The following is a 21,354-nucleotide window of genomic DNA, read 5'->3' on the forward strand; positions in this document are numbered from 1 at the left end:
AGCAGGATTGTTCAATAGAAGGGGGACATGAAGTGACCAAAAAACAAACTATAATTTTTTTACTCGTTAGTTTTCTTTTAGTATCTATCACTCCAATGATTTTACCAGATACACCTACTCAAGTATCACAAAACACTTATAAATATGATTTTGGTTTTCCGTTTCATTTATTGAACAAGAAGTAGAAATAATGGTTAGTCACGGTACTCAAGATACTCAAAAAGTATCAGGTATTTTATTTAATCCTTTTGTCATTACGCCTAATTTTCTACTAATAAATTTTGCTTTTTCTATGTTAGCCCTAGAGGTTGTTATTTATATCATATTTTTTGTTTACAAGAAGATAAGAGGTCGTTTTTAGAAGTATTGAGTGGCAGCTATTTGTTAGCTAATGGGCGAGTTTTTTATTTTGTTTGCCTTTTAAAGAAAAGAATCTTTGACTTTAACAAAAATGAAATTTTATGAAAAGTTGTACTTATTAAAGTAACGGGGCATATCTTCTAGAAGGAGATTTGCTTTTTCTTGTTGAAGTAATAGTGCAGTTTAGTTGAACAAAGGTAAACTGATATTTAGGGTAACATCAGGGAACAATATTCTCTAATATTAGATAAATAAAGGGGATTATTGATGAAGAAGATTATATTATTTACCATATTGGCATCAATCATTTTAAATCTTTCACCAATTTTCACTCATGCTGAAGAAAAATTAAATAAAGAACTATTGAAAATTATCAATGAGTTTGTACCACCAAACTCAATACTGGTAAGTCCTGAAGAACCTAAATCAACTAAACCATATAAGTTTTATGACTTTAACCAAGATGGACAAGAAGAAATTATTATTACTTTTGAAATAAAGGCAAAAGAACAACCTAATCCTTCACAATTTGGTGTAATAGTATTAAGAAAAGAAAATGAAAGATGGGAAAAGACATGGGAAAACCTAACACAGGGGGTAGGATTAGATTATTCAGGTGTTGCTGATATTACTGGTGATGGAATTAAAGAGTATCTCCTTGGTGTCACAATTGGTGCTTCAGCAGGAAATAAACTAGAGATTTTTCAATGGAATAATAATTCTTTAAAGATGATAGCAGAAGTTCCGTATCATATGATGGAGCTATTAAGGAATAAGAAAGTTGGTATAGTAGTTTGGCAAAGGTACATTGCAGATACCTATTTTGTTGATGTTCTAAAATGGAATGGAGAAAAATTAATTCTAGATGAAGAACTATACTCTAGCTACTATCCTGCTATTGAAAAATTTTATAAGGAAAAAATATCAAGAATGGAAGCGTGGTTCTATTGGTATACACTTGCAGATGCTCAAATAAAGGCAAATTTATTTGGAAAAGCTAGGATTTCTATACAGAAAGGAATTACATTAGCAGAGCAACTTTCATTACCTGATGAAGTAGAAAACTTTGAAAAATTGAGTAATAAGTTGGAAAAAAGGTGAAATCTTATTAAGTTAACGAGGGCGAGTTTTAGACAATGGAATTATTGCTCAACTTTCTGGAATCAAGATAAGTTTTTATGTCCTACTTGTTAATCTTTTCACTAGTAAAGACACGATTAAAAGAGTAATAAAGGATGATAAATAATGGAGTTAATTTTTATAAGACATGGACAAGGGGAACATACTTTGAACATCCCGCAAAGTTTACATAAAGGTGATCCAGCATTAACTAGTAATGGTTTATTACAGGCTAAAGGACTAGCAAAAGAATTTCCCCTTAGTGAGGATGATATATTGATAGTAAGTCCTTTACGAAGAAACTCTACAAACAGCAGTATTTTGGAGTGAGAAATTAACATGTGAAAAAGTTGTAACACCATTAGTGGCTCCTAGATTGTTCCCTCAAATAGCAAAGGCTAAGACTCTGCCTTGTGATCAATTATTAGAAAAAATAAAAATACAAAGAGAATTTCCTGATTTTTATATAGACGAGGGATTGCCAAACAAGTTATGGACTAATGGAATAAACTTGTTGCCCGAACAAGAATTTAGGGGAATTGCTGAGTATTTCATTAATTGGTGTAGAGAACAGGATAAAGAAAGAGTATTTGTGATCTCACACGATGGTACAATAACTTCCTATAGAGAGTTTATAACTGGTAGAAAGCTATCAAGATCAGATTTCCCTAATGAAACAGGTTGGTTTAGTATTGGAATTTAAATATTTTCCGTTTCCTTCAATTTGTAAAATAAAACTGAAAGGTGACAATTCTTCAAGGAAAGTTTTACTTATATAATCACTTTTATACAGTATATGGGTAGTATGAGCAGTTTTATCTATTTTAAGCAAAACAGCTAAACCCTAATTTATCAAGGGTTTGACTCTTTTGTTTGATTTTATCTAGACTGAATTTGTATAGGCTATTAAATTAACTAATTTTCCGAGGTGAATTCTTTTTTATAATTTTCGGTTGATTTTTTTAATATTTCCTTTATGTGATCATCGTGTTCGTCATCACCCTTAAATTCTAAAGTACCTCCACTTGCTTCTAAAGGTGCTTTTCCATAAATCGCACCTACAGGTATAAAAGTACCTGGATCTGAGTTACTTTCATCTAAAAATAAAACGTAATGTTTTCCCTTTTTCATTAGTTCATAACCTTCTTGAAAGTAAGAAACTTTTTTTCCTAATAGGTTAGTTTCGATTGCAGCATTTTCTAATACTTGGATAACATCTTTCTTTTCAAATTCATGATCTGTAGTGTTTTTTACTACTTTTTTCACTTTGAAATCAGAAATTGTATAACCACCCATAACTCCACCAAAACCATCATCAAGTATAGTAGTGTCTTCTTTTGATAATCTCTGACCTATTACGATTAATTTTGATCCCTTTTCCATTTCTTCAACATTAGAAAAAACCTCATGTTTTCCATGACCTTCAATAATTTTTACAGGTTGCATAGAATTATAAGTAAAAGTACCACCGTATACTGTTATTAGAACCACAGTTCCAATTATAACTCCTAGCCCAATCTTCATATCAATAACCCCTCTATATTAGTATAAAGCTTTTATTCCAGGCCAATCATCACCCTGGGGATAAATTTAATCTATGAAACTAGGCCCACATAGCATAATTGCTGTTCCAAATGGTTTATCATCTTTATGTTTAAATCCAAATGCATGACTCACTTCGTGAACAACAGTTTCCTTTGGTCGAGTATCAGTTAATAGACCAAGATCGGAATAGAAGGTGATATTTATATATAATATTAGTTTGGCACCAATAATCTGGATTAGCAACAGCATAATTATTCGTATCAGCACTTGTGCTCTCAAATCTTATCGCTGCTTGCATCAACGAAAAATACTACTATTTTTTACCATACCATATAAAGATTATAAAATCGATTTGTCAGTTTAAATGTATTAAATCAACGAAATACATGGTTTTATCAAACATATCCACCTACCTCCAATAATAAAAAATATATAAAAACATATACAACAAATACTCAAACAAGAATAACCACTAGTCTTTCTTACAAATAAAATCTTTTCCTACTCTAAAGGACAAACCAGAATATTTACAATGTATACATCATATTTTATTGGAAACTTAAATGAGTTTTTTTATTTTACACAATTGTCTAATTAAAAAGGGAATTAAGAAGATAATATTGAATTTATTAAACTAATAAAATAAAAATAAAAATAAAAGGGTGGTATTTTGGAAGGATATGCTTTTTTAATTGGTGTAACACTTATAATTATTGCAGGAATTAGTAGTGGGGTAGGTTCAAGTTATGAACAACAACGAATGAATTTTGAAACTGAAACAAATTTTGAAAGGACTAAGAAACATAATTTTTCTTTTTGGTTTTTTATTTCGGGTATAATTTTTATCATAATGTCAGTTATTTTATTCTTGATCAGATAAAACACCATAATAAAAATATTTAATGAACCATTGCTTGGACAGGAGTATAAAATTAGTAATGAAAACATTTTATGGGAAAAAAACTAAAATAGTAAATATAGTGTCCTTTCGCTTTGTTTTTTTAACTCTGATACTATCTTCTTTTCTTATCTTCCTTTTTTTAAGTATTCCAGAAGGGAAAAACCTTTATTTCAAAGGGGTGATAGCAAGTGAAAAGACATTGCCCACAAATTTTAATGAGATTGCATTTGAAAGAAAAACAACACCAATGTTTGAATATATGGTAAGAAGGTCTGTTGATCAAACAGAATTTGAGAATACATTGAACTTATATGGACTTGAAAATAAAATTCCAAGTGTTGACTTTAACAATAATAATATTTTTTTTATTGGAGTTCTCGAATCTGGTAGTTGTCCCTACAATATAAAAGCTGTTGAAATAAGTTCTGACATTAAGACTATGACAGTGTCTTTGTCTAGACCAGAAAGAGCTTGTTTATATGATGCAACACCTAGAACATTTGTCATCATGATGGACAAAGATAAAACCAAAGAAGTTGAGAACGTAGTTATTGTTCAAAGCGGTGTAGATACGGAAGTACCTTTGTATAAAAAATAACAATATTCTATTAGTGAAAGAGTTTGATGAATCGAATAGAGATAGATAGGCTACTTAACTGAAGTGAAAACAAAGGGTGGTGGATTAGTTTGAATGAATTATTATTAATAGCATTAACTGGGGGACTAATAGGAGCTTGTTTTGCAATATATAAGGAATTACATAGGGTGCGAAAGTTACTAGAACAACTTTTAAAACAGAAGACATAATTAACAAATTATTTGAAAGTATTTGTAAAGAGGGTATCAAATTTTTAAACAGACACTACAAGATGCATTAAACTTAATGGCTTGTATTGGAGGTGTCAATGTTTATTCTTAATATGATATTAGCGATGGTGGGAATAACAATATTAATTTGTTTACTGACATTATATATCTACAAATTAATACGATATACAAATAAAAAGAACTTATACTTTTGGATCATTACCCTGATAGTAACTATTTTCTTTTTAGGAGTTGCCATTTGGCAAAGTTTAGATTTCTTTAACATAAATCTGTAAATCCTTATCATAGTAAAGGGGTATTGTGTTGAAGTAGTGTCTATGTTTTCATGTGAATTTTCGCTGTACAATACCAATCCTATTCAATAGATTTTCTTACAAAGCGTTGGAGCTAAAGAGGAGTGAGAAGTGATAGTTATTAAGAAAGGACAAAAATTACTTAGAAAAATAGTATTATTACATTTTTATTACCGACTAATACTTTTCCCACGCTTGCAGATTTGTTTTTTTTATCAATTTTCCCCAAAGAGATATGTCCAATAACATCTCCAGTTTCTTTATCAATTACTTTAGAAACCAAAGTTTCTGCGTTATCATTATTGGCATTCTGGATATATTTTTCTAGTTGATTATCATTCAAGGGGTAATCAAACGAAGGTCCGCTCCATTGAAGTAAGAACTCAGGTGAATCAATCCAATCGATAAGTTGTTTGAAATCTGCACGTCAAAGTATTTTAGTTTAATCATATACCGTTCTCCTCCCATTTAATCACTTTATCACTTTATCACTTTAATTAATTAAAGTATATTATATTTACTAGGTAAAGGAGTAGGTCAGCAAATGATTAAGGAAATCCTTAAAATTGCATTTGATGAACTTCAATTACATAGAGTTAGTCTTGGGGTATTCGACTTTAATGTTTCTGCAATCGCCTGTTACGAAAAATCAGGATTTATAAAAGAGGGTTTACTTCGAGATTCAAGAAAAAATGGTGATGAATACTGGAGTTTATGGGAAATGAGTATTTTAGAAAACGAATGGTTGAAAACCAAAAACTTCTAGTCTTCTTACCCGGGGAGGTCTGATTAACACGCCAAGTACACTTGGTAACCTATCTAGTGATAGATAGCTGAATAATCAGAAGTCAGCCGAGGTCATAGTACTTGATTTACTCGAGAGAATCAAGGAAGGACTGAACCATTTTAGGAGAACAAACACTTGATAAACAGTTCTTTATGTCGAAAGCAGAAAATTCATTAAGAGAGTGTAGTCTTTCCTTCCACCTATCTGCTTCATTTACTCTGTATCACCTTCGGCAGAAGGGACTTTGTTTTGCTGTGCAAACTCATCCAATGATACCTAGCCTTATATGAAGTTCGTGTTCCTCAGACCGGAAGTTTGCCGCTCGCTTCCTTCAGATTCCATGTCACCATGGACACCCTTGCGTTAAGCTAACTGTTACTTCTGCCTTCACAGTTCGGGACTTTCACCCTAGAGACTACACCCATGCCGGGCGCACACACGAAAAAAAAGAGGTGCCGCAGCTACCTCCTTTGTTCATTTATCCATGGGGGACTTCAGGAGGGCTTAGTAAAGAACTTACTTAAAAAGAACGTATTGTTCACGTAGGAAGGAAGATCTTCATGTTAATGGAACAAGTGTTGTCACGAGGGAATCTTTTGAACGCGCTAAAGCGTGTTGAAAGAAACAAAGGAAGTCATGGAGTAGATTATATGTCCGTAAAAGACCTACGAAAACATATCCTCGAAACATGGGAAAGTTTGAGAGCTTCCTTAACAAAGGGTACATATCAACCTTCTCCTGTCCGTCGGGTTGAAATCCCAAAACCGAACGGTGGAGTAAGATTACTAGGTATACCAACCGTGACAGATCGTTTCATTCAACAGGCGATTACTCAAATATTAACCCCAATCTTTGATCCGGTCTTTTCAACACAGAGTTATGGCTTTCGTCCAAATAAACGAGGTCACGATGCAGTGAAACAAGCGAAAAGATATATCGAAGATGGTTATCGTTGGGTAGTCGATATAGACTTAGAGAAATTCTTTGATAAAGTCAATCATGATCGTTTAATGCGTATTCTGTCAAAAAGAATTCAAGATCGAACTCTTCTATCGTTAATCCGTAAATACCTACAATCTGGCATTATGATTCAAGGCGTTGTGACACAATCTGAAGAAGGAACACCACAAGGTGGACCGTTAAGCCCACTTTTATCAAACATAGTTCTGGATGAACTAGATAAGGAACTGGAAAAGAGGGGACACAAGTTTGTTAGATATGCAGATGACTGTAATATCTACGTAAAGACTAGGAGAGCTGGACAACGTGTCATGGAGTCAATTACTTCATTCATTGAATCAACTCTAAAACTCAAAGTAAATAGAGAAAAATCAGATGTAGATAGACCATGGAAAAGGAAGTTCCTTGGTTTTAGTTTTACCTTTCACAAGAAACCGAAGGTACGAGTGGCGAAAGAGAGTATTCAACGTATCAAGAAAAGGATACGTGAGTTAACATCAAGGTCAAAACCTATCCCGATGAAGACTAGAATTGAACGATTGAATCAATATCTGACTGGATGGTGTGGATATTTCGCTTTAGCAGACACACCAACAATATTCAAAGAGTCAGATCAATGGATTAGAAGAAGACTCCGAATGTGCCAGTGGAAAGAATGGAAGAAACTGAAAACTAAAGTGAGAAAACTTATGGGGCTCGGTATACCTAAAGAAAAGGCATACGAATGGGGAAACTCCAGGAAGAAATATTGGAGAGTAGCCAAAAGTCCAATACTACAAAGAACCCTTTCGAACTCTTATTGGAGTTTGAAAGGGTTGAAAAGTCTATATTCAAGATATTCACAACTGCGTCAGACATAAATGGAACCGCCGTATACCGAACGGTACGTACGGTGGTGTGAGAGGTCGGGGGTTAATCACCCCCTCCTACTCGATTCTACAAAAGTGGTAGTTTAGTGTAATTACTAGCCCAAAGATGAACAAATTTCATAAATTTTCAGAGAGTTATGTTAATATTATATTTAAAATAGGAAATAGATGGGAGAACGAGCAATATGTTTGATGAATTGGTAGGAGAGAAAATTCGAATTGTTCCAATGGACAAGGATCATATACAGGGTTTATATGAAATTGGGAATGATAAAATAATTTGGAGTCACTTACCAAAAGCTATTTATACATTAAATGATATGAAGTCTTTTGTAGAAGAAGCATTATGCAAAAAAGAAACGGGAATGGAATTTCCATTTGTTGTTTTACTTCGTGATAATGATAAAATTATTGGTTCCACACGATTCCTGGATATTTCCACTCAAAACAAAAGTTTAGAAATCGGGTGGACTTGGTATACCCCCTCAGTATGGGGCACACATATTAATACAGAATGTAAATACTTGTTATTAAAATATTGCTTTGAATCATTGAAACTTATACGGGTTCAATTTAAAACCGATGAACGAAATGTTAGGTCGCAAAAAGCAATAGAAAAAATAGGTGGAGTAAAAGAAGGAGTTTTAAGAAATCATATGATTCGTAAGGATGGAACCTTCCGTAATTCTGTATTTTACAGTGTTATTGAAAGTGATTGGGTTTCAGTCAAGAATAAGTTAGCAAATATATTAGAAATTCCTCAAAAACAGATGTAATTTGAAGGAATTTCTTATTGATTGTGAACCAATGAACTTAAACGAACGGGGTGCGATTATTCAATAATGATAATCGCTTCTTGTGCTAAACCAGCAAGATAGTTATATAAGATATGGGGGATAACAATTTGACTGTGGAAGTTATGAGTTATATCGAAAAACCAATAAAAGCTAATGATCTTATGAAACTTTATAGTAATGTAGGTTGGTGGGAAGAAAGAAAAGAACAAGATATTGAGAATATGTTAAAGCAAGAAGTTTCAGTTGGTGCGTGGAAAGATGGTGTTCTTATAGGTTTTGCAAGAGCTGTTTCAGATGGGAATTTTAGAGCTTATATTGAAGACGTAGTAATACATAAAGAATTTCAAAAAATAGGTATAGGTATGAAAATTGTGTCACGTTTGATAGATGAATTATCTCATATTGATGTGATTAGCTTGTTTTGTGAAAAGGAGCTAATTCCTTTTTATGAGAAAAATAACTTTAGATATAGTAAATCTCAATTTGTTATGCACAAAAAATGAAACATACGTTGATGAACTAAATGTTAGCTTTAATTGAATAAGTATTTTCCACAATCGGTCCGAGTGTGGAAGATCTATTTTATATTTAAACTAACTAAATTAATTTAAATACTTCTCCAGTTGGATATAATAATGAACAGTTTTGAAGATACGGAGGAAACTCTCTATTATTCTTAAAGTCTTAACTTCGTGTAAAATATCTATTAACACAACTAAATTTGAGTAGTTAAAACGTCTTAATTCCTTGACAGTGAAATGAGAGCTGCATGAGGAGTTTCTTCACCCTTAGAATAAAATTCTTTCCCTCCACAATTTGGACATTGTTTAGCTTTGATAGTCATAACATCCTCCTTTTTACAATATTAGTCAATAAAAGAGGGAAATCCTCCTATTTTGGCGAATTGTTATGAAAGGGGGAGGTGTAAAATATGGGGAAAAACTCCAACGGTTTTAAAGGTTTTGATAAAGAACTAAAAAAGTTACAAAAGAAAGTAGAAGATGCAAGTAAGCCAGAATCAGTAAGTTTTGATGTTCTTTTTCATGAAGGTTTCATGAAGAAAAACACAAGATTCACTTCGATTAATGACTTCTTTGATCAAAGTCCATTTAAAGTGGAAACAGAAGAGGAGTTCGAAGCATTGGATCAAACAGAACTGGATAAGTATGTTGCAGAACATACTCAGTTCGAGGACTGGGATGACATGTTATCTACAGCAGGACAGGAACATATTGCAAAGAAATTAGGATTTTAGTTTTAATATAGCATCCTTCGGGGTGCTTTTTTAACTTAAGTAATTCCATATATATCCGATACATAATGTGGAGGTGTGTTATGGAAGAAGTGGATTTCAGTCCTTTGAAAAGTACATTAAATAATATTGCTTTTCAATTTATTATTTGGATGGCTATATGTATCGGTTCTTATGCTATAGCATTTACTATTTTACGTATTATAAAAGTACCGGATAAAATAGCTCATCTAATTGCAACAGCAATCTTTTTGATTGCGATGAATTATTCATTTGTTAATGGTTATATACCAGGTATCGAGGGCGCTCAGTGATGGGTGCTTTTTTATTTTTCCAAAACAACTCAAATAATCGGAGATGGCAGGGATGTGAATTGGTATTGCTGGTAGAAAATTTGCAACATAGTAAAATAATGGTTAAATTTTTCTCCCATTCGTCGATTTATAGGTGAAGGAGGTATATTATTTGTTCAAAAGAAAATTATCAAAAAAGAAGTTATATAAAGGGTTAAAAAAATATCAAGAGATTGAGCAAGAAGCATTAAATGAATTATCAATACTAAAAGATTATTACATTGAAGAAAACTATAGTAATATAGATGCTTTGAAAAGTATACAAGTTTATTTGTCAACTTCACAGAAAGGTTTGAACTATTTTGGGCTAAGGGGCTTGTTTCCCACAGTCTTAGGAGCTATTGTGGTGTATGTAATAAATACTCAACTGATCGAATTATTATCTGAAATTAATGGTGTAGAAGAACTGGTTTGGTGGTTAAAGATAATAATTATTATTGTAATGGGACTTTTCATGGGGGTCTTCATAAGTATATTTCTATTACCTCTTATCTTATTAAAACAAAGCGATCGGAGTGTTAGAAAAGAAATTTTCAAGAACGAAATTATGATGAAAACAGTTGAGAAGGAGTTAACCTCTCTAGAACAAAGACAGAAACGTAGACGTAATAGAAAATGGAATTGAACCAAAAAAGCACTGTTTAGTGCTTTTTATTTTTCAAAAATACTTAAATAATAACTGGAGGTGGCAGGTGATGTGGCATGGCTGAATAATATGTGCATGTTGAGAAAGATTATGTAAAAGGCATGAAGTACAAAGATATTGCAGAGAAGTATGGTGTCTCAATGGGGAAGTATTAACCAAGAGAATTATATACATTCAGGTAATAGTGAGTGTATTAATTGTGAGGGCTATACTACTAAAAAAGAATCTATAATCGCAGTTTTACAGTGGAGTAATGGAAAATCAGAAATTATAAGACTCCATAATAACCAATAACAAGAAATTTTTTTCCACTACCACAGCCCCTTAATTAAAAAACATCTTCATTAATAGAAGCGCGTTTCTGCAATTAGACAGAGACGCTTTTTCTATGCAAATAAAAAGGAAATTAATGTTAAACTCAGGTTTATTGAATAAGGAACAGTTCGATGGAGGTGTGTTTTTGGACTTCTAATTTTTGCTTTTTTCTTTATTTTCTTTGTTATGAACTTTATTGGTGATTATGATGGAATGACGTTAATTAGGACTTTAATGGGTATGTTAAATGCCAGTATTGCGATGGGTGTATCTGAAATATTAAGTGTAATGAAAAGTCAAAAATAAAAATTATGTGAAGAGTTACACTTAAACTAAACGGGGTCTTTAGTCTAAGATCAATCTTCAGCAATAAAAGCGCGAGTGTTGAGGTCTATCTTCACGTTATTAACACTTGAGTATAACATCCTGGGTGTGATAGATTCAGAACCACTATCCTATTAGTTAAATTATTATAATTTAAAAACTGGTATACTAGATATAGAATTTAGTTATATATATTAGGAGAGATGAATAGTGGAAACGACATGGATTGGGGACAAACCAACATTAGGTCAAAAAAATTCATATAGAAAATATAGTTCTTTATTACTTTCAAGTCCGATTATTAACTCTGAAAAAACACTGAAAATCATAGAAGCGGAATGTGATAAAAGTAGTGGAAGAGAATTAGATGGCGTCATAATATTAACAACCGAAAACTTTTACTTTCTTTCAAAGAAAGAGGTAATTACATACCCTTATACAATGATTAATGATATTTCAGTTAAAAGGGACGGTAAAGACAAAAACGAATATAAACTTACACTAAGAATAGGTAGATCAAATAGATATTTTGATGATATTAAAAGCCTGTTTTCTAAAATATTGTGGGTTTAAACATAAATAAAGGTTTCATGGTATTATATGTTAAAATATAAATATAAGTTATTTACTAAGAAACAGATTAGTAAGTGAAATAATTGGTATTTTACCTTTAAATGTTACTATTTAATAGTTTAGGAGGGATTTATGTGAAAAATTTATCATTATCAGTGTCAATTATTTTATCAGGAATTTGCTTTCTAATTGGTACTGGATTAATCGCAAACTCCATTACGGAAGCTAATGATATTAAACGGGTAGAAATGAATAAAGAAGCTATTCCAGAGAAACAACTACTTACAAAGTCAGAATTAGCAATTTATTTGGGATTGTTTGATGAAGAACTAAATAAACTCATATCGAAAGACAGCAACATTCCTTTTATTAAAATTGAAGGAGAAGTTTATTATCCTAAAATGGCTATTGATGAATGGCTTTTAACTGGCAGAGGTACATATACAAAAGAGTTAATTGAATAGCTTATATTTATTTTGTTCTTTCAGCTAGGGGAGCAAACAAATGAAATTAAAGACACCCTTAAAAACAGTTTCGTTCATCGCTTTAACGGAACTGTTTTTGTATTTAAGAATATCTATCTTTGGGGTTAAATTTAAATTATTAAGCCACTCTAAGTTCTTCGACAGTTGTATTATTAGATTTTTTGCAACAGCCCACCAATAATGTAGTAATTTGTTCCTCAAAAGGCAACTTCTTGTTTAACTGAAGAAACCTAAACCAATATAAATAATTATCTAACCACCGTGTTGAAACGCCTTGGAATCTATCTAACCATTGTTTTAATTGATTATGATAACTATTAACGTGTTGGATATGGTAAATATGCTTTTTAACATAAATTCCTTTACTAGCGTTGATAGTTTCGTGAGATAGTTTTTTCAACTTAGCAAATTTTTTATAACTACGTCTGAAGTTATATCGGAAACAGATTCTAAGGAGGAACAGAAGGCAGAAACGAATCCAGCTGAGGAAGAATTGAAGAAACAGGAAAAGGAAGAAGCAAAGCGACTGGCTGCCGAAGAAGAAAAAAAGAAACAAGAAGCAGAAGCTCAAAGATTAGCTGAGGAAAAGGCCGCTCGTCTAGCTGCAGAGCAAGAGAGAATTCAGAAAGAAGAAGAAGGTAAGGCTATTGCGGCAGAAGAAGAAAGGAAAAAGCAGGAGGCTGCAGCGCAGGCTGCAGCTGAAGCACAACTGCAGGCAAGTAACGTATATTATAAAAACTGTGATGCTGTTAGAGCTGCGGGAGCTGATCCTATTAGAAAAGGGGAGCCAGGTTATTCAAAAAAATTAGACCGTGATGGTGATGGAATAGCTTGTGATCGTTAGATTTAACTTAGGTATATGTACTTTAGTTGGATATAATAGTGAACAATTTTGAAGCGAGAGTGGAAACTCCCAATTATTCTTAAAGTACTAAATTGTTGATAAAGTTGCCTTGACTATAATTGTAATAAGTATTACTATAAATGTAACAGAACCCACCACGCCTCTTAACAATGCGGACCAAGGTGGGTCATTTTGTATTTCAAGGGGAATTGACTGTGGATCCTGATAACAAAACAAATATGAAAATTAAACCACCTACTACATATAGAGAACAAGTGGAAATCTTCAAAACTAGAAATTTACATATAAAGAATTCAGAATCCGCTGAAAACTATTTGCAAAGAGTCAATTATTATAGACTAAGCGCATATGCAATAACTTTGAAAGATCCATTAAATAAGGAAAATTATAAAGATAACTCAACGTTTGAAGAATTAACATCGTTATATGAGTTTGATAGACGATTACGCCTCCTTTTATTAGGTGTTCTAGAAACAATAGAAATCGCATTTCGTACACATATTTCATATGAGACTGCTCATAAATATGGACCACTTGGTTATAAAGATAAAGAAAATTTTACTAATGAAAAATTCCATAAAGAATCCTTAGATGAATTAGACACGTTAATAAGTAGAAGTCGCAAAGGTGAGCTCTTTATTGAGCATCATTTTAAAAATTATAGCGGACATATACCTATATGGGCTGCTATAGAAGTTACATCATTTGGCTATATATCTAAGTTCTACCGCAATTTAAACGAGGACTTAAAAAAACATATTGCAAAAGTATATTATAATGTTCCTTATCTATATTTAGAGAGTTGGTTGCAAACACTTTCTAATGTAAGAAATGTTTGTGCTCATTATGGACGACTATATAATAAGAAACTGACTTTCAAGCCTCGATTATTTAAAGAAGATATAAGAAGGTTTAATAATCAAAAAGTATATGCTGCAATTTACATTATTCAAAGATTACTAACTAGAGTTGAAAGAAAGAGGTTTTTAATCGAATTAGAGACATTGATCCAGGAATACGAAGAACATATAGACTACTCACATATTGGTTTCCCAAACAATTGGAGAGAACTTTTAAATAATAAACATAAATGAAGAGCTTTTACGTAGTAAAAATTTAGTTATTCTCTAGTAAATATATAAATTATCCAAACCAACTGGTTGTAAATGAAACGTCTTAATTCTTTGTGTAAAAGGGATTTAGACGTTTTTTTGTTTCTTTAACTAACGATAAGTATGTTTATTAGAGAAATTTACAAAACTTATATATTTTAAAATTGAATGTGTAAGGTATGAAAATACTCCACTTAAGTCAAAGTTTATATTAAACTGATTTTCAATGTTATCAAGTTTCGCACGTACTTAATATCCTAATTCTTTAATAGAGAGTTAGGATTTTTTTGATTAAAATAAGTGTCAAATGTATAGTTGACGTCCATAAATCAAAAATCTACTCAAATTAAATGATTAAAAAGAAAATAAAGGTACATAATGAAGTTATCAAACTATTGAGAAAGGAAATAATAAGGGAGGTTTATAGAATCACCATGACTAAAAAATATTGGGAGTGTAGAGATGTTGAGATACCAGAGGAAACAAGGTTGATCATTAACGAGTATTTATTGAGTTTAAAGTTAGCTAATAAAGCTGAAAACACAATAGTAACATACCGAAAAGTATTAGAAAGATTTTATAGTACCAATCCATTACCGATAGAATTACTTACATCGGCCAATATTCTATTATGGCTTATTAATTTCTCTAAAGACAAAAAAGAGAGAACAGTAGACATTTATGTATCTGCATTTTCTTCATTTTTTAATTTTTGCCTAGCCGAAGATTATGTAAACCATATGGTTATAAAAAAACGATGGAGACCAAGGATCTCTAAGAGTTTGCCTAAATTCTTAAATGAACAAGAGTTTGCACGTGTTAAAATGGCAGCTGAAAAATTATCTCTACGAGATCGATCTCTTATTCTATTTCTATTTTCATCAGGATGTCGTAGATCAGAAGTATCCAATCTAACAATTCAGGATGTAAACATTAGTCGTAGAACAGCAGAAGTAAAGGGGAAGGGAAAAAAGATCCGTCATGTTCATTTTTCAGAAGAGTGTGCATTAATATTAAGTGAGTATTTGTCTATAAGGTCTGGTGATAAAAATGAGGCACTATTTTTGAACAGATTTGGTACACCATTGCAAACAGGTGGAATTTATAACATCACAACAAAACTTGGAAAAATGGCTGGTCTAACCCATTTGTTAAATCCACACAGTTGCCGTCATACATTTGCCACAAATATGTTAGCAAAAGGGGCAGATGTTAAGTTTATTGCTGACGAATTAGGTCATACAAACTTGAATACAACTAGAGTATATGCGCGAATTCCTACAGAAGATATGATTTTGGCTTATCAAAATAAAATGGGGTGATTTCATGTATAGTGAGAAAAATTTAATTGTTCAGCAGGAGTTTTTTGACGATCATCAAGCTCGTTTTAGTCGAGAAACTACAAGAGGGTATAAAATAGCGCTTAATCAATTTTTTTCATTTTGTAAGAAGGATTATGATTCTGTAAAGGCTACTGATATTAGATCTTGGCTTGCTTGTATGGAAGAGAAGGAATTGAAACCTCGAAGTATTCACATAAAACTCTCAGCGATAAAATCATTCTATCGATATTGTATGGAAGAAAATAAACTAACTAAAAATCCTATGCTTACTGTACATACACCTCAAATAGATGATTCTCTCCCTTATTATTTAAGTAAAAGGGAGATCGCACTCCTTCAAGAATTAACAAGACACATACCTAGAGATAGGGCAGTTGTTGAAGCGTTATATGCAACTGGAGTTCGAATTAGTGAATTGTTACAAATTCAGTTAGATGATGTGAAATGGGAAACAAGGCAAATTTGGATAAGAGAGGGTAAGGGAAATAAAGAACGGTTTGTATTATTTTCACATGATTGTGCAGAAAGGCTAAAGAAATACCTGCATTCTCGTGAAGTTGATAGTAGGTATTTGTTTTCAAATCATCGAGGAGAAAAGTTAAGTCGTTCTTTTGTGGAGCTTCAATTTAGAGGATTTTCCAAAGAGTTAGGCTTTAGAGTAACTCCTCATACTCTCAGACACACGTTTGCTGCACACTTAGCTGAAAAGAATATGCCTCAAAGTTATATTCAAGAGTTGCTAGGGCATGTAAATATCAATAGTACTCGAATCTATACTCGTCTGATGGAACATGCTCGAAAAAAACAGTATGATCGCTATCAATGAGAATGAAAGAAAGGGATAGAAGGTATGGATAATTATTGGAAACTTACTATAGTATTACCTAATAAAAATAATCAAGAAACGATTGAGGAATTTTTACTAAGTTTAAATCTAGCAAACAGAAGTCGCGGATCTATTATTTTATATCGTCGCTTTTTAGAAAAGTTTTTCTGTAATATAGAAGAACCATATAATCAACTTACTTCTGAGTCAATTCTAAAATGGTTTCTGAAACATGAGTCAGATATAAAAGAAGCGACGTTAAGGTTGAGATTAAGTATTCTTTCTTCTTTTTACACGTTTTGTATAAAAGAAGAGTATCTTGAATATTCTCCTATTAAAAGTAGATGGTTTCCTCGACTATCTCAAACAGTTCCAAAATATCTGGAGCGAGAGGATATTGCAAAGATACGTCAAAATAGTGAGATGACTTCACTTAGAAATCAAGCAATCATTGAATTTATGCTCACGTCTGGTTGCAGGGTTTCAGAAGTAAATAGGCTAAATATAGAGGATGTTGACATAAAGAACAGACTAGCGAGAGTTACAGGAAAAGGAAAAAAGATTAGACATGTACATTTTACAGATAAGTGTGCAGTTTTATTAGAACGTTATTTAAAATCACGGTCACAGAATACTCCTCCACTCTTTGTTACAAGTACTGGTACTCGATTGAGTGTTCGTATGATACAGGATCTTGTTAGAGACGTTGGAAGAGAAGCTGGGCTTACTACTCGATTACATCCTCATCGATTTCGTCATACTTTTGCAACTGAATTAATAGCAAAAGGGGCTGATTTATCTTTCATAGGAGACGAAATGGGACATAGTGATATTTCTACAACTCAGATATATGCGAGACTTCCTAAAAGAGAGATTATTTCTATGTATCGGAAGTTCATGGGATAAGGAGAGTTTATTTGTGATAACATCAGAAAATTGTATACAAAAATTCAAAGAAGATTTTATGTTTCGCTTAGACCCAAAAACAATAGATCTATATCAACGAGCTATTAAACAACTATTACAATACTGTGAAAAACCATTTGAAGATATCATATCTCGTGATATTAGAAATTGGTTGTTACACCTAAATGAAAAGGGATATAAGCCTATAACTGTTAATGCAAAGTTGTTTGGTTTAAAGTTGTTTTATCAGTATTGTGTAGAAGAGAAGTTCGTATCTAATAATCCATTAAATTCTATTATTTTTCCAGACATTGAGGACAAGCTGCCTCGGTACTTAGAGATTGGACAATTACTTCAATTAAGAAAGTATGTAGAAGGAAAATTACAAGAGAGAGCAATTGTCGAGGTTTTGTATGCCACTGGAGTTCGAATTGGCGAGTTGGCTGAAATAAAAAAAGAGGATATTGATTGGTCAGAAAGAATAATTTATATTCGAAAAGGGAAACGTAAGAAAGAAAGAATTGTCTTATTTACAAGACTTTGCGAAGAACATTTAAAGTCTTATCTCCATAATAGAAGTGATAATCTACCGTTTTTATTTGTAAATAAAAGTGGTACTAGAAAAGTATGCATACGCACTATACAAGGTGATTTTTCGAACTATAGGCAACAACTTCATATTGAAATTACCCCACATACTTTACGACATACATTTGCAGCACATTTGGCCATAAAAGGTATGCCTATAGAATGTGTTCAGGTTCTGTTAGGTCATGAGAAACCAAATCAAACACATCTTTATGCAAGGCTTTATCATCAAGCTCGAAAAGAGAAGTATGATGAGTGGATGTGAGAGAGGTTTATGGTGAATTTGAACTTCGTGTAAAATATCTATTAACACAACTAAATAAAAGTAGTTAAAACGTCTCGAACCCTTGATATTAATGGAGTGGAGCCGTTTTTTTATTTACTCGGGAACTAAAAGATAAGTGTTATTAACACGTCTTGGTGGAGAAACACCAGAATCTATATCTATTTTTCGGCAACAAAATCAGGATTTAGCATAATCCATTTAATGCCTAGTAGACTGATACTGCGCAATAAATAACTGCAAATATGGAAGAATTGAAAATGTGGAAAAATTATATCTATGGATAGTTTCCACCAAAAGGGCCATTTAATTTAACAATCATTTTCAAAATAATGTCATAATGGTAATATAAGATATGAGATGAAAAAAGGAGAATTAATATATAATGGCAACTATCCTATAAATTTTTGAAAAATGATATATTTCCTTATTTCTACCAAGGGAGAAGTATGTCTATTTTTAAAATTTTATAGGACGTCCAATATTTAATTAAATATTCATCTCATATGTGCGTCCTTCATTCCAGGAGGATAATTAATGAAACAATTAGATGGAAAAATAGCAATTGTAACAGGTGCAAGTCGTTCAACGAGTATAGGAGCAGCAATTTGTCTTTCTCTTGCTAAAGCTGGAGCAGATGTATTCTTCACTCATTGGTCTAAATTTGACGAAACTGAAGGCAACGGGAGTGAAAAGGATTTCCCAAGTCTTCTTTGTGAGAAGTTAAGAAGTTTTGGTGTGAGAGCAGAACATCTGCCGTTAGATTTGAGTTTATTAGAATCACCAACGAAACTTTTAGATACTGTTGAGAAAACACTTGGAACTGCAAATATTTTAATAAATAATGCAACGTATGAATCTCCAGTAAACTTTCGTGAATTCAACACTGCAATTTTAGATAAACATTATAAAGTCAATAATAGTGGAACTATAATGTTATCAGTTGAATTTGCTAAGAGATATGAGAAAGCATTTACAAATAATAAAGACGGACGAATTATCAACCTTGTTTCAGGTGGACCAGATCCAAATAATTTAGCTTACATTGCAACTAAAGGAATGATTATTGCAATAACAGAGCCATTGTCAGTAGCCCTAGCGCCTCTAGGTATAACTGTAAATTCAATTAACCCTGGGCCTACGGACTCTGGATGGATGAACAAAGAAATTAGGGAGTATTTACTGCCTCAATTCCCTACTGGTCGTCTTGGAAAACCTGAAGATGCAGCCAAGATAATTATGTTCCTAGCAAGTGATGATTCTTATTGGATAACTGGTCAAACAATTAAGTCCGAAGGTGGATTTTTAGGCAAATAAGGTCTATTTTGAGGAAAGGGATTGCTTTTAGCACTCTCTTTCTAGTATTTAATACTTAGAAGTAACTGGATTGTGTAGTATTGTACTTAATCGATAGCGATTGCTGAACACGCAGCAGTCGCTATTTTACTTTTGAAACAGGAATGTTAGTAAAGGTATTTTTACCTTTACTAAATTAGAAGTATTTGGTAATGTATTTTTTGAGAGATGTAAAGAAAGGGGAATCTAGTTACACATGTGGAATAACCTTAAATGATTAATTAATTGGATATAGGCAATTACTGTCCTAGATTCTAGGATGCGTTTATTTGTCTATCTAAAATCATTCAAGGGACACTTGGTGTGAATAATAATATTCCCATCGCCAAGCAGATACCTTCGTATATCTGTTTTTTATTATGGGCAAAAATACATCTCTATTTACATAATCAAAAGTGTCCCTATTTAGGGGGAAACTTAAATGAAAAGTCAATATGAAAATGAAGAAATGTTAACAGGGGGAAATGTCTCAAGTGTATATCGTTTGGGAGATACTGTTCGTCGAGAATTAAAGCCAGACAGTCCCAAAATTCACGAGTTATTAAAACATTTAGAGAACAAAGGATTCGATAATGCACCTAAGTTTTTAGGAATTGATGATAAAGGTAGAGAGAAATTATCATTTATTGACGGAGAAGCTGGTAATTATCCTTTGAAAGAATACATGTGGTCTAGTGATGCCTTACAAGAAATAGCAAAAATACTTCGTAACTATCATGATGCTGTGAGTGATTTTTCAATATCAGATAAATGGAAGCCAATTGACAATACTCCAAATAACATGGAAGTTATCTGTCACAATGATTTTGCTATTTACAATATTATTTTTAATAACAAAAAACCAGTAGGTATCATTGATTTTGACCTTGCAGGTCCCGGTCCTAGACTTTGGGACATAGCTTATACTCTTTACACTTGTGTCCCTTTAAGCAGGCTTTATCATACCGAAACAGGTGAAGCAGTTTATTATGACTCAGAACGTGATGCCCAAGGTATAAAGCAAAGAGTTAAATTGTTTTTTGAATCTTACGGTGTTAAGGGAATGGAAGAAGATTATTTGAAGATGGTTGTGGTAAGGTTAGAAGGATTATGTATGACAATGAAAAGAAAAGCAAGTGAAGGTGACGTTGCTTTTCAAAAGATGATAGATGAAGGACATTATGACCATTATCAAAGTGAAATAAATTTCATTCTCGAAAATGGTCAAAATTGGATATAAAGTAAGGTAATATAATAAAAAGGACGCGGTTTTAAATGAAGCGCTTCCTTTTTTAATGACCGTCTTTTCGTATTTGACTTTATAGTGTACAACAAGCTGTTGGTATGTTTTGAAAATTATGCAAAGGAAAGATACTTACATAAATTTAAATCTGTATTCTTAATAAAAAGCATTTTATTACATTAGTTTAACTTCCTTCTTCCATTAAAGATGCTCTAGTTTCTCATTTATGTCCTGATCTCTTGCTGCATAGTACACCATACTATTCATTAAGAATAGATTATTTAAAAATCGAAACGAGAGTGGTAAAATCTAATTCAAATTATTTCTAACTAAACTAAGCTTTTCCGTTGGATGTAATAATGGTTAGGAAGAGAGGGAGGAAACTCCCTATTATTCTTAAAGTCTTAACTTCGTTTAAAATATCTATTAACACAACTGAATATGAG

At 32.3% G+C, this 21,354-nt stretch carries 24 protein-coding genes and 3 pseudogenes; 23 read left to right on the top strand and 4 right to left on the bottom strand.

Annotated features, from left to right (window positions below; all coding sequences use genetic code 11):
- From FS935_RS23510 to FS935_RS24095, 4 genes are all read left to right on the top strand, one after another.
- The coding region (locus FS935_RS23510; protein ID WP_205124311.1) for a hypothetical protein at positions 1–185 on the top strand (185 nt) is incomplete at its 5' end.
- A gap of 442 nt (positions 186–627) precedes the next feature.
- Positions 628–1,461 carry a hypothetical protein gene (locus FS935_RS22240; protein WP_146950806.1) on the top strand — a complete coding sequence of 278 codons (834 nt, stop codon included), beginning with the start codon at positions 628–630 and terminating at the stop codon, positions 1,459–1,461.
- Positions 1,462–1,605: 144 nt separating this feature from the next.
- The gene (locus FS935_RS24090) at positions 1,606–1,809 is read left to right on the top strand and encodes a histidine phosphatase family protein (protein ID WP_240051001.1); all 204 of its coding nucleotides are present in this window, start codon (positions 1,606–1,608) and stop codon (positions 1,807–1,809) included.
- Positions 1,810–1,993: 184 nt separating this feature from the next.
- Positions 1,994–2,182: a hypothetical protein gene (locus tag FS935_RS24095; RefSeq protein WP_240051002.1), complete on the top strand. Its 189-nt coding sequence runs from the start codon at positions 1,994–1,996 to the stop codon at positions 2,180–2,182.
- A 212-nt stretch (positions 2,183–2,394) separates the two neighbouring features.
- On the opposite strand, the gene FS935_RS22250 is transcribed toward FS935_RS24095, so the two are convergent.
- The gene (locus FS935_RS22250) at positions 2,395–3,003 is read right to left on the bottom strand and encodes a hypothetical protein (protein WP_146950807.1); all 609 of its coding nucleotides are present in this window, start codon (positions 3,001–3,003) and stop codon (positions 2,395–2,397) included.
- Between the two features lie 66 nt (positions 3,004–3,069).
- Positions 3,070–3,291, bottom strand: a complete 222-nt coding sequence (locus FS935_RS22255; protein WP_158638691.1) for a zinc metalloprotease — start codon at positions 3,289–3,291, stop codon at positions 3,070–3,072.
- 403 nt (positions 3,292–3,694) lie between these two features.
- On the opposite strand from FS935_RS22255, the gene FS935_RS24520 reads away from it, so the two are divergent.
- Both FS935_RS24520 and FS935_RS22260 read left to right on the top strand, forming a co-directional pair.
- Positions 3,695–3,904, top strand: coding sequence for a DUF5316 family protein (locus tag FS935_RS24520; RefSeq protein WP_158638692.1), 210 nt, complete (start codon positions 3,695–3,697; stop codon positions 3,902–3,904).
- A gap of 58 nt (positions 3,905–3,962) precedes the next feature.
- Positions 3,963–4,523 carry a hypothetical protein gene (locus FS935_RS22260; protein ID WP_146950809.1) on the top strand — a complete coding sequence of 187 codons (561 nt, stop codon included), beginning with the start codon at positions 3,963–3,965 and terminating at the stop codon, positions 4,521–4,523.
- Between the two features lie 692 nt (positions 4,524–5,215).
- Here FS935_RS22260 and FS935_RS22265 read toward each other — a convergent pair.
- A pseudogene (locus FS935_RS22265) lies at positions 5,216–5,496 on the bottom strand (GNAT family N-acetyltransferase); the annotation flags it as partial.
- Positions 5,497–5,569: 73 nt separating this feature from the next.
- On the opposite strand from FS935_RS22265, the pseudogene FS935_RS22270 reads away from it, so the two are divergent.
- From FS935_RS22270 to FS935_RS22310, 9 genes and pseudogenes are all read left to right on the top strand, one after another.
- A pseudogene (locus tag FS935_RS22270) lies at positions 5,570–5,812 on the top strand (GNAT family N-acetyltransferase); the annotation flags it as partial.
- A 581-nt stretch (positions 5,813–6,393) separates the two neighbouring features.
- Entirely contained in the window at positions 6,394–7,653 is a 1,260-nt protein-coding gene (gene ltrA, locus FS935_RS22275) for a group II intron reverse transcriptase/maturase (RefSeq protein WP_146950810.1), read from the top strand.
- A gap of 194 nt (positions 7,654–7,847) precedes the next feature.
- The gene (locus tag FS935_RS22280) at positions 7,848–8,438 is read left to right on the top strand and encodes a GNAT family N-acetyltransferase (protein WP_146950811.1); all 591 of its coding nucleotides are present in this window, start codon (positions 7,848–7,850) and stop codon (positions 8,436–8,438) included.
- A gap of 143 nt (positions 8,439–8,581) precedes the next feature.
- The gene (locus FS935_RS22285; RefSeq protein WP_146950825.1) at positions 8,582–8,962 is read left to right on the top strand and encodes a GNAT family N-acetyltransferase; all 381 of its coding nucleotides are present in this window, start codon (positions 8,582–8,584) and stop codon (positions 8,960–8,962) included.
- A 428-nt stretch (positions 8,963–9,390) separates the two neighbouring features.
- Complete coding sequence (locus FS935_RS22290) at positions 9,391–9,714, top strand: hypothetical protein (protein ID WP_146950812.1); 324 nt, start codon at positions 9,391–9,393, stop codon at positions 9,712–9,714.
- 80 nt (positions 9,715–9,794) lie between these two features.
- Positions 9,795–10,025 carry a hypothetical protein gene (locus FS935_RS22295; RefSeq protein ID WP_146950813.1) on the top strand — a complete coding sequence of 77 codons (231 nt, stop codon included), beginning with the start codon at positions 9,795–9,797 and terminating at the stop codon, positions 10,023–10,025.
- 151 nt (positions 10,026–10,176) lie between these two features.
- Entirely contained in the window at positions 10,177–10,689 is a 513-nt protein-coding gene (locus FS935_RS22300) for a hypothetical protein (RefSeq protein ID WP_146950814.1), read from the top strand.
- Positions 10,690–11,559: 870 nt separating this feature from the next.
- Positions 11,560–11,922, top strand: coding sequence for a hypothetical protein (locus tag FS935_RS22305; protein ID WP_146950815.1), 363 nt, complete (start codon positions 11,560–11,562; stop codon positions 11,920–11,922).
- 134 nt (positions 11,923–12,056) lie between these two features.
- Positions 12,057–12,386 (top strand): helix-turn-helix domain-containing protein, encoded by a 330-nt coding sequence (locus FS935_RS22310; protein WP_146950816.1) that lies wholly within the window; start codon positions 12,057–12,059, stop codon positions 12,384–12,386.
- Between the two features lie 139 nt (positions 12,387–12,525).
- Here FS935_RS22310 and FS935_RS24105 read toward each other — a convergent pair.
- Positions 12,526–12,828: pseudogene (locus FS935_RS24105) on the bottom strand (IS1595 family transposase); the annotation flags it as partial.
- Positions 12,829–12,900: 72 nt separating this feature from the next.
- Between FS935_RS24105 and FS935_RS22315 the strand changes: the two are divergent.
- The 8 genes from FS935_RS22315 to FS935_RS22350 all read left to right on the top strand — a co-directional run bounded on the left by FS935_RS22315 (position 12,901) and on the right by FS935_RS22350 (position 20,905).
- Positions 12,901–13,251: an excalibur calcium-binding domain-containing protein gene (locus tag FS935_RS22315; protein ID WP_240051003.1), complete on the top strand. Its 351-nt coding sequence runs from the start codon at positions 12,901–12,903 to the stop codon at positions 13,249–13,251.
- A 215-nt stretch (positions 13,252–13,466) separates the two neighbouring features.
- Positions 13,467–14,366: an Abi family protein gene (locus FS935_RS22320; RefSeq protein ID WP_158638693.1), complete on the top strand. Its 900-nt coding sequence runs from the start codon at positions 13,467–13,469 to the stop codon at positions 14,364–14,366.
- Between the two features lie 452 nt (positions 14,367–14,818).
- Positions 14,819–15,706, top strand: a complete 888-nt coding sequence (locus tag FS935_RS22325; RefSeq protein ID WP_146950819.1) for a tyrosine-type recombinase/integrase — start codon at positions 14,819–14,821, stop codon at positions 15,704–15,706.
- Positions 15,707–15,710: 4 nt separating this feature from the next.
- Entirely contained in the window at positions 15,711–16,553 is an 843-nt protein-coding gene (gene xerA, locus FS935_RS22330) for a site-specific tyrosine recombinase/integron integrase (protein WP_146950820.1), read from the top strand.
- Between the two features lie 24 nt (positions 16,554–16,577).
- Positions 16,578–17,459, top strand: a complete 882-nt coding sequence (gene xerA, locus FS935_RS22335; protein WP_146950821.1) for a site-specific tyrosine recombinase/integron integrase — start codon at positions 16,578–16,580, stop codon at positions 17,457–17,459.
- 13 nt (positions 17,460–17,472) lie between these two features.
- Entirely contained in the window at positions 17,473–18,312 is an 840-nt protein-coding gene (locus FS935_RS22340) for a tyrosine-type recombinase/integrase (RefSeq protein ID WP_240051004.1), read from the top strand.
- A gap of 555 nt (positions 18,313–18,867) precedes the next feature.
- The gene (locus FS935_RS22345; RefSeq protein ID WP_146950823.1) at positions 18,868–19,647 is read left to right on the top strand and encodes an SDR family oxidoreductase; all 780 of its coding nucleotides are present in this window, start codon (positions 18,868–18,870) and stop codon (positions 19,645–19,647) included.
- Between the two features lie 460 nt (positions 19,648–20,107).
- Positions 20,108–20,905, top strand: a complete 798-nt coding sequence (locus FS935_RS22350; RefSeq protein WP_146950824.1) for an aminoglycoside phosphotransferase family protein — start codon at positions 20,108–20,110, stop codon at positions 20,903–20,905.
- Positions 20,906–21,354: the final 449 nt, after the last annotated feature.

Source organism: Metabacillus litoralis (assembly GCF_007994985.1).
Classification (GTDB): domain Bacteria; phylum Bacillota; class Bacilli; order Bacillales; family Bacillaceae; genus Metabacillus; species Metabacillus litoralis.

Excerpts from the sequence above, each read along its gene's own strand:
- FS935_RS22240 (WP_146950806.1), top strand. The coding sequence starts at position 628 with ATGAAGAAGATTATATTATTTACCATATTGGCATCAATCATTTTAAAT.
- FS935_RS24090 (WP_240051001.1), top strand. The coding sequence starts at position 1,606 with ATGGAGTTAATTTTTATAAGACATGGACAAGGGGAACATACTTTGAAC.
- FS935_RS22250 (WP_146950807.1), bottom strand. The coding sequence starts at position 3,003 with ATGAAGATTGGGCTAGGAGTTATAATTGGAACTGTGGTTCTAATAACA.
- FS935_RS22260 (WP_146950809.1), top strand. The coding sequence starts at position 3,963 with ATGAAAACATTTTATGGGAAAAAAACTAAAATAGTAAATATAGTGTCC.
- ltrA (WP_146950810.1), top strand. The coding sequence starts at position 6,394 with ATGTTAATGGAACAAGTGTTGTCACGAGGGAATCTTTTGAACGCGCTA.
- FS935_RS22280 (WP_146950811.1), top strand. The coding sequence starts at position 7,848 with ATGTTTGATGAATTGGTAGGAGAGAAAATTCGAATTGTTCCAATGGAC.
- FS935_RS22285 (WP_146950825.1), top strand. The coding sequence starts at position 8,582 with ATGAGTTATATCGAAAAACCAATAAAAGCTAATGATCTTATGAAACTT.
- FS935_RS22290 (WP_146950812.1), top strand. The coding sequence starts at position 9,391 with ATGGGGAAAAACTCCAACGGTTTTAAAGGTTTTGATAAAGAACTAAAA.
- FS935_RS22295 (WP_146950813.1), top strand. The coding sequence starts at position 9,795 with ATGGAAGAAGTGGATTTCAGTCCTTTGAAAAGTACATTAAATAATATT.
- FS935_RS22325 (WP_146950819.1), top strand. The coding sequence starts at position 14,819 with ATGACTAAAAAATATTGGGAGTGTAGAGATGTTGAGATACCAGAGGAA.
- xerA (WP_146950820.1), top strand. The coding sequence starts at position 15,711 with ATGTATAGTGAGAAAAATTTAATTGTTCAGCAGGAGTTTTTTGACGAT.
- xerA (WP_146950821.1), top strand. The coding sequence starts at position 16,578 with ATGGATAATTATTGGAAACTTACTATAGTATTACCTAATAAAAATAAT.
- FS935_RS22345 (WP_146950823.1), top strand. The coding sequence starts at position 18,868 with ATGAAACAATTAGATGGAAAAATAGCAATTGTAACAGGTGCAAGTCGT.
- FS935_RS22350 (WP_146950824.1), top strand. The coding sequence starts at position 20,108 with ATGAAAAGTCAATATGAAAATGAAGAAATGTTAACAGGGGGAAATGTC.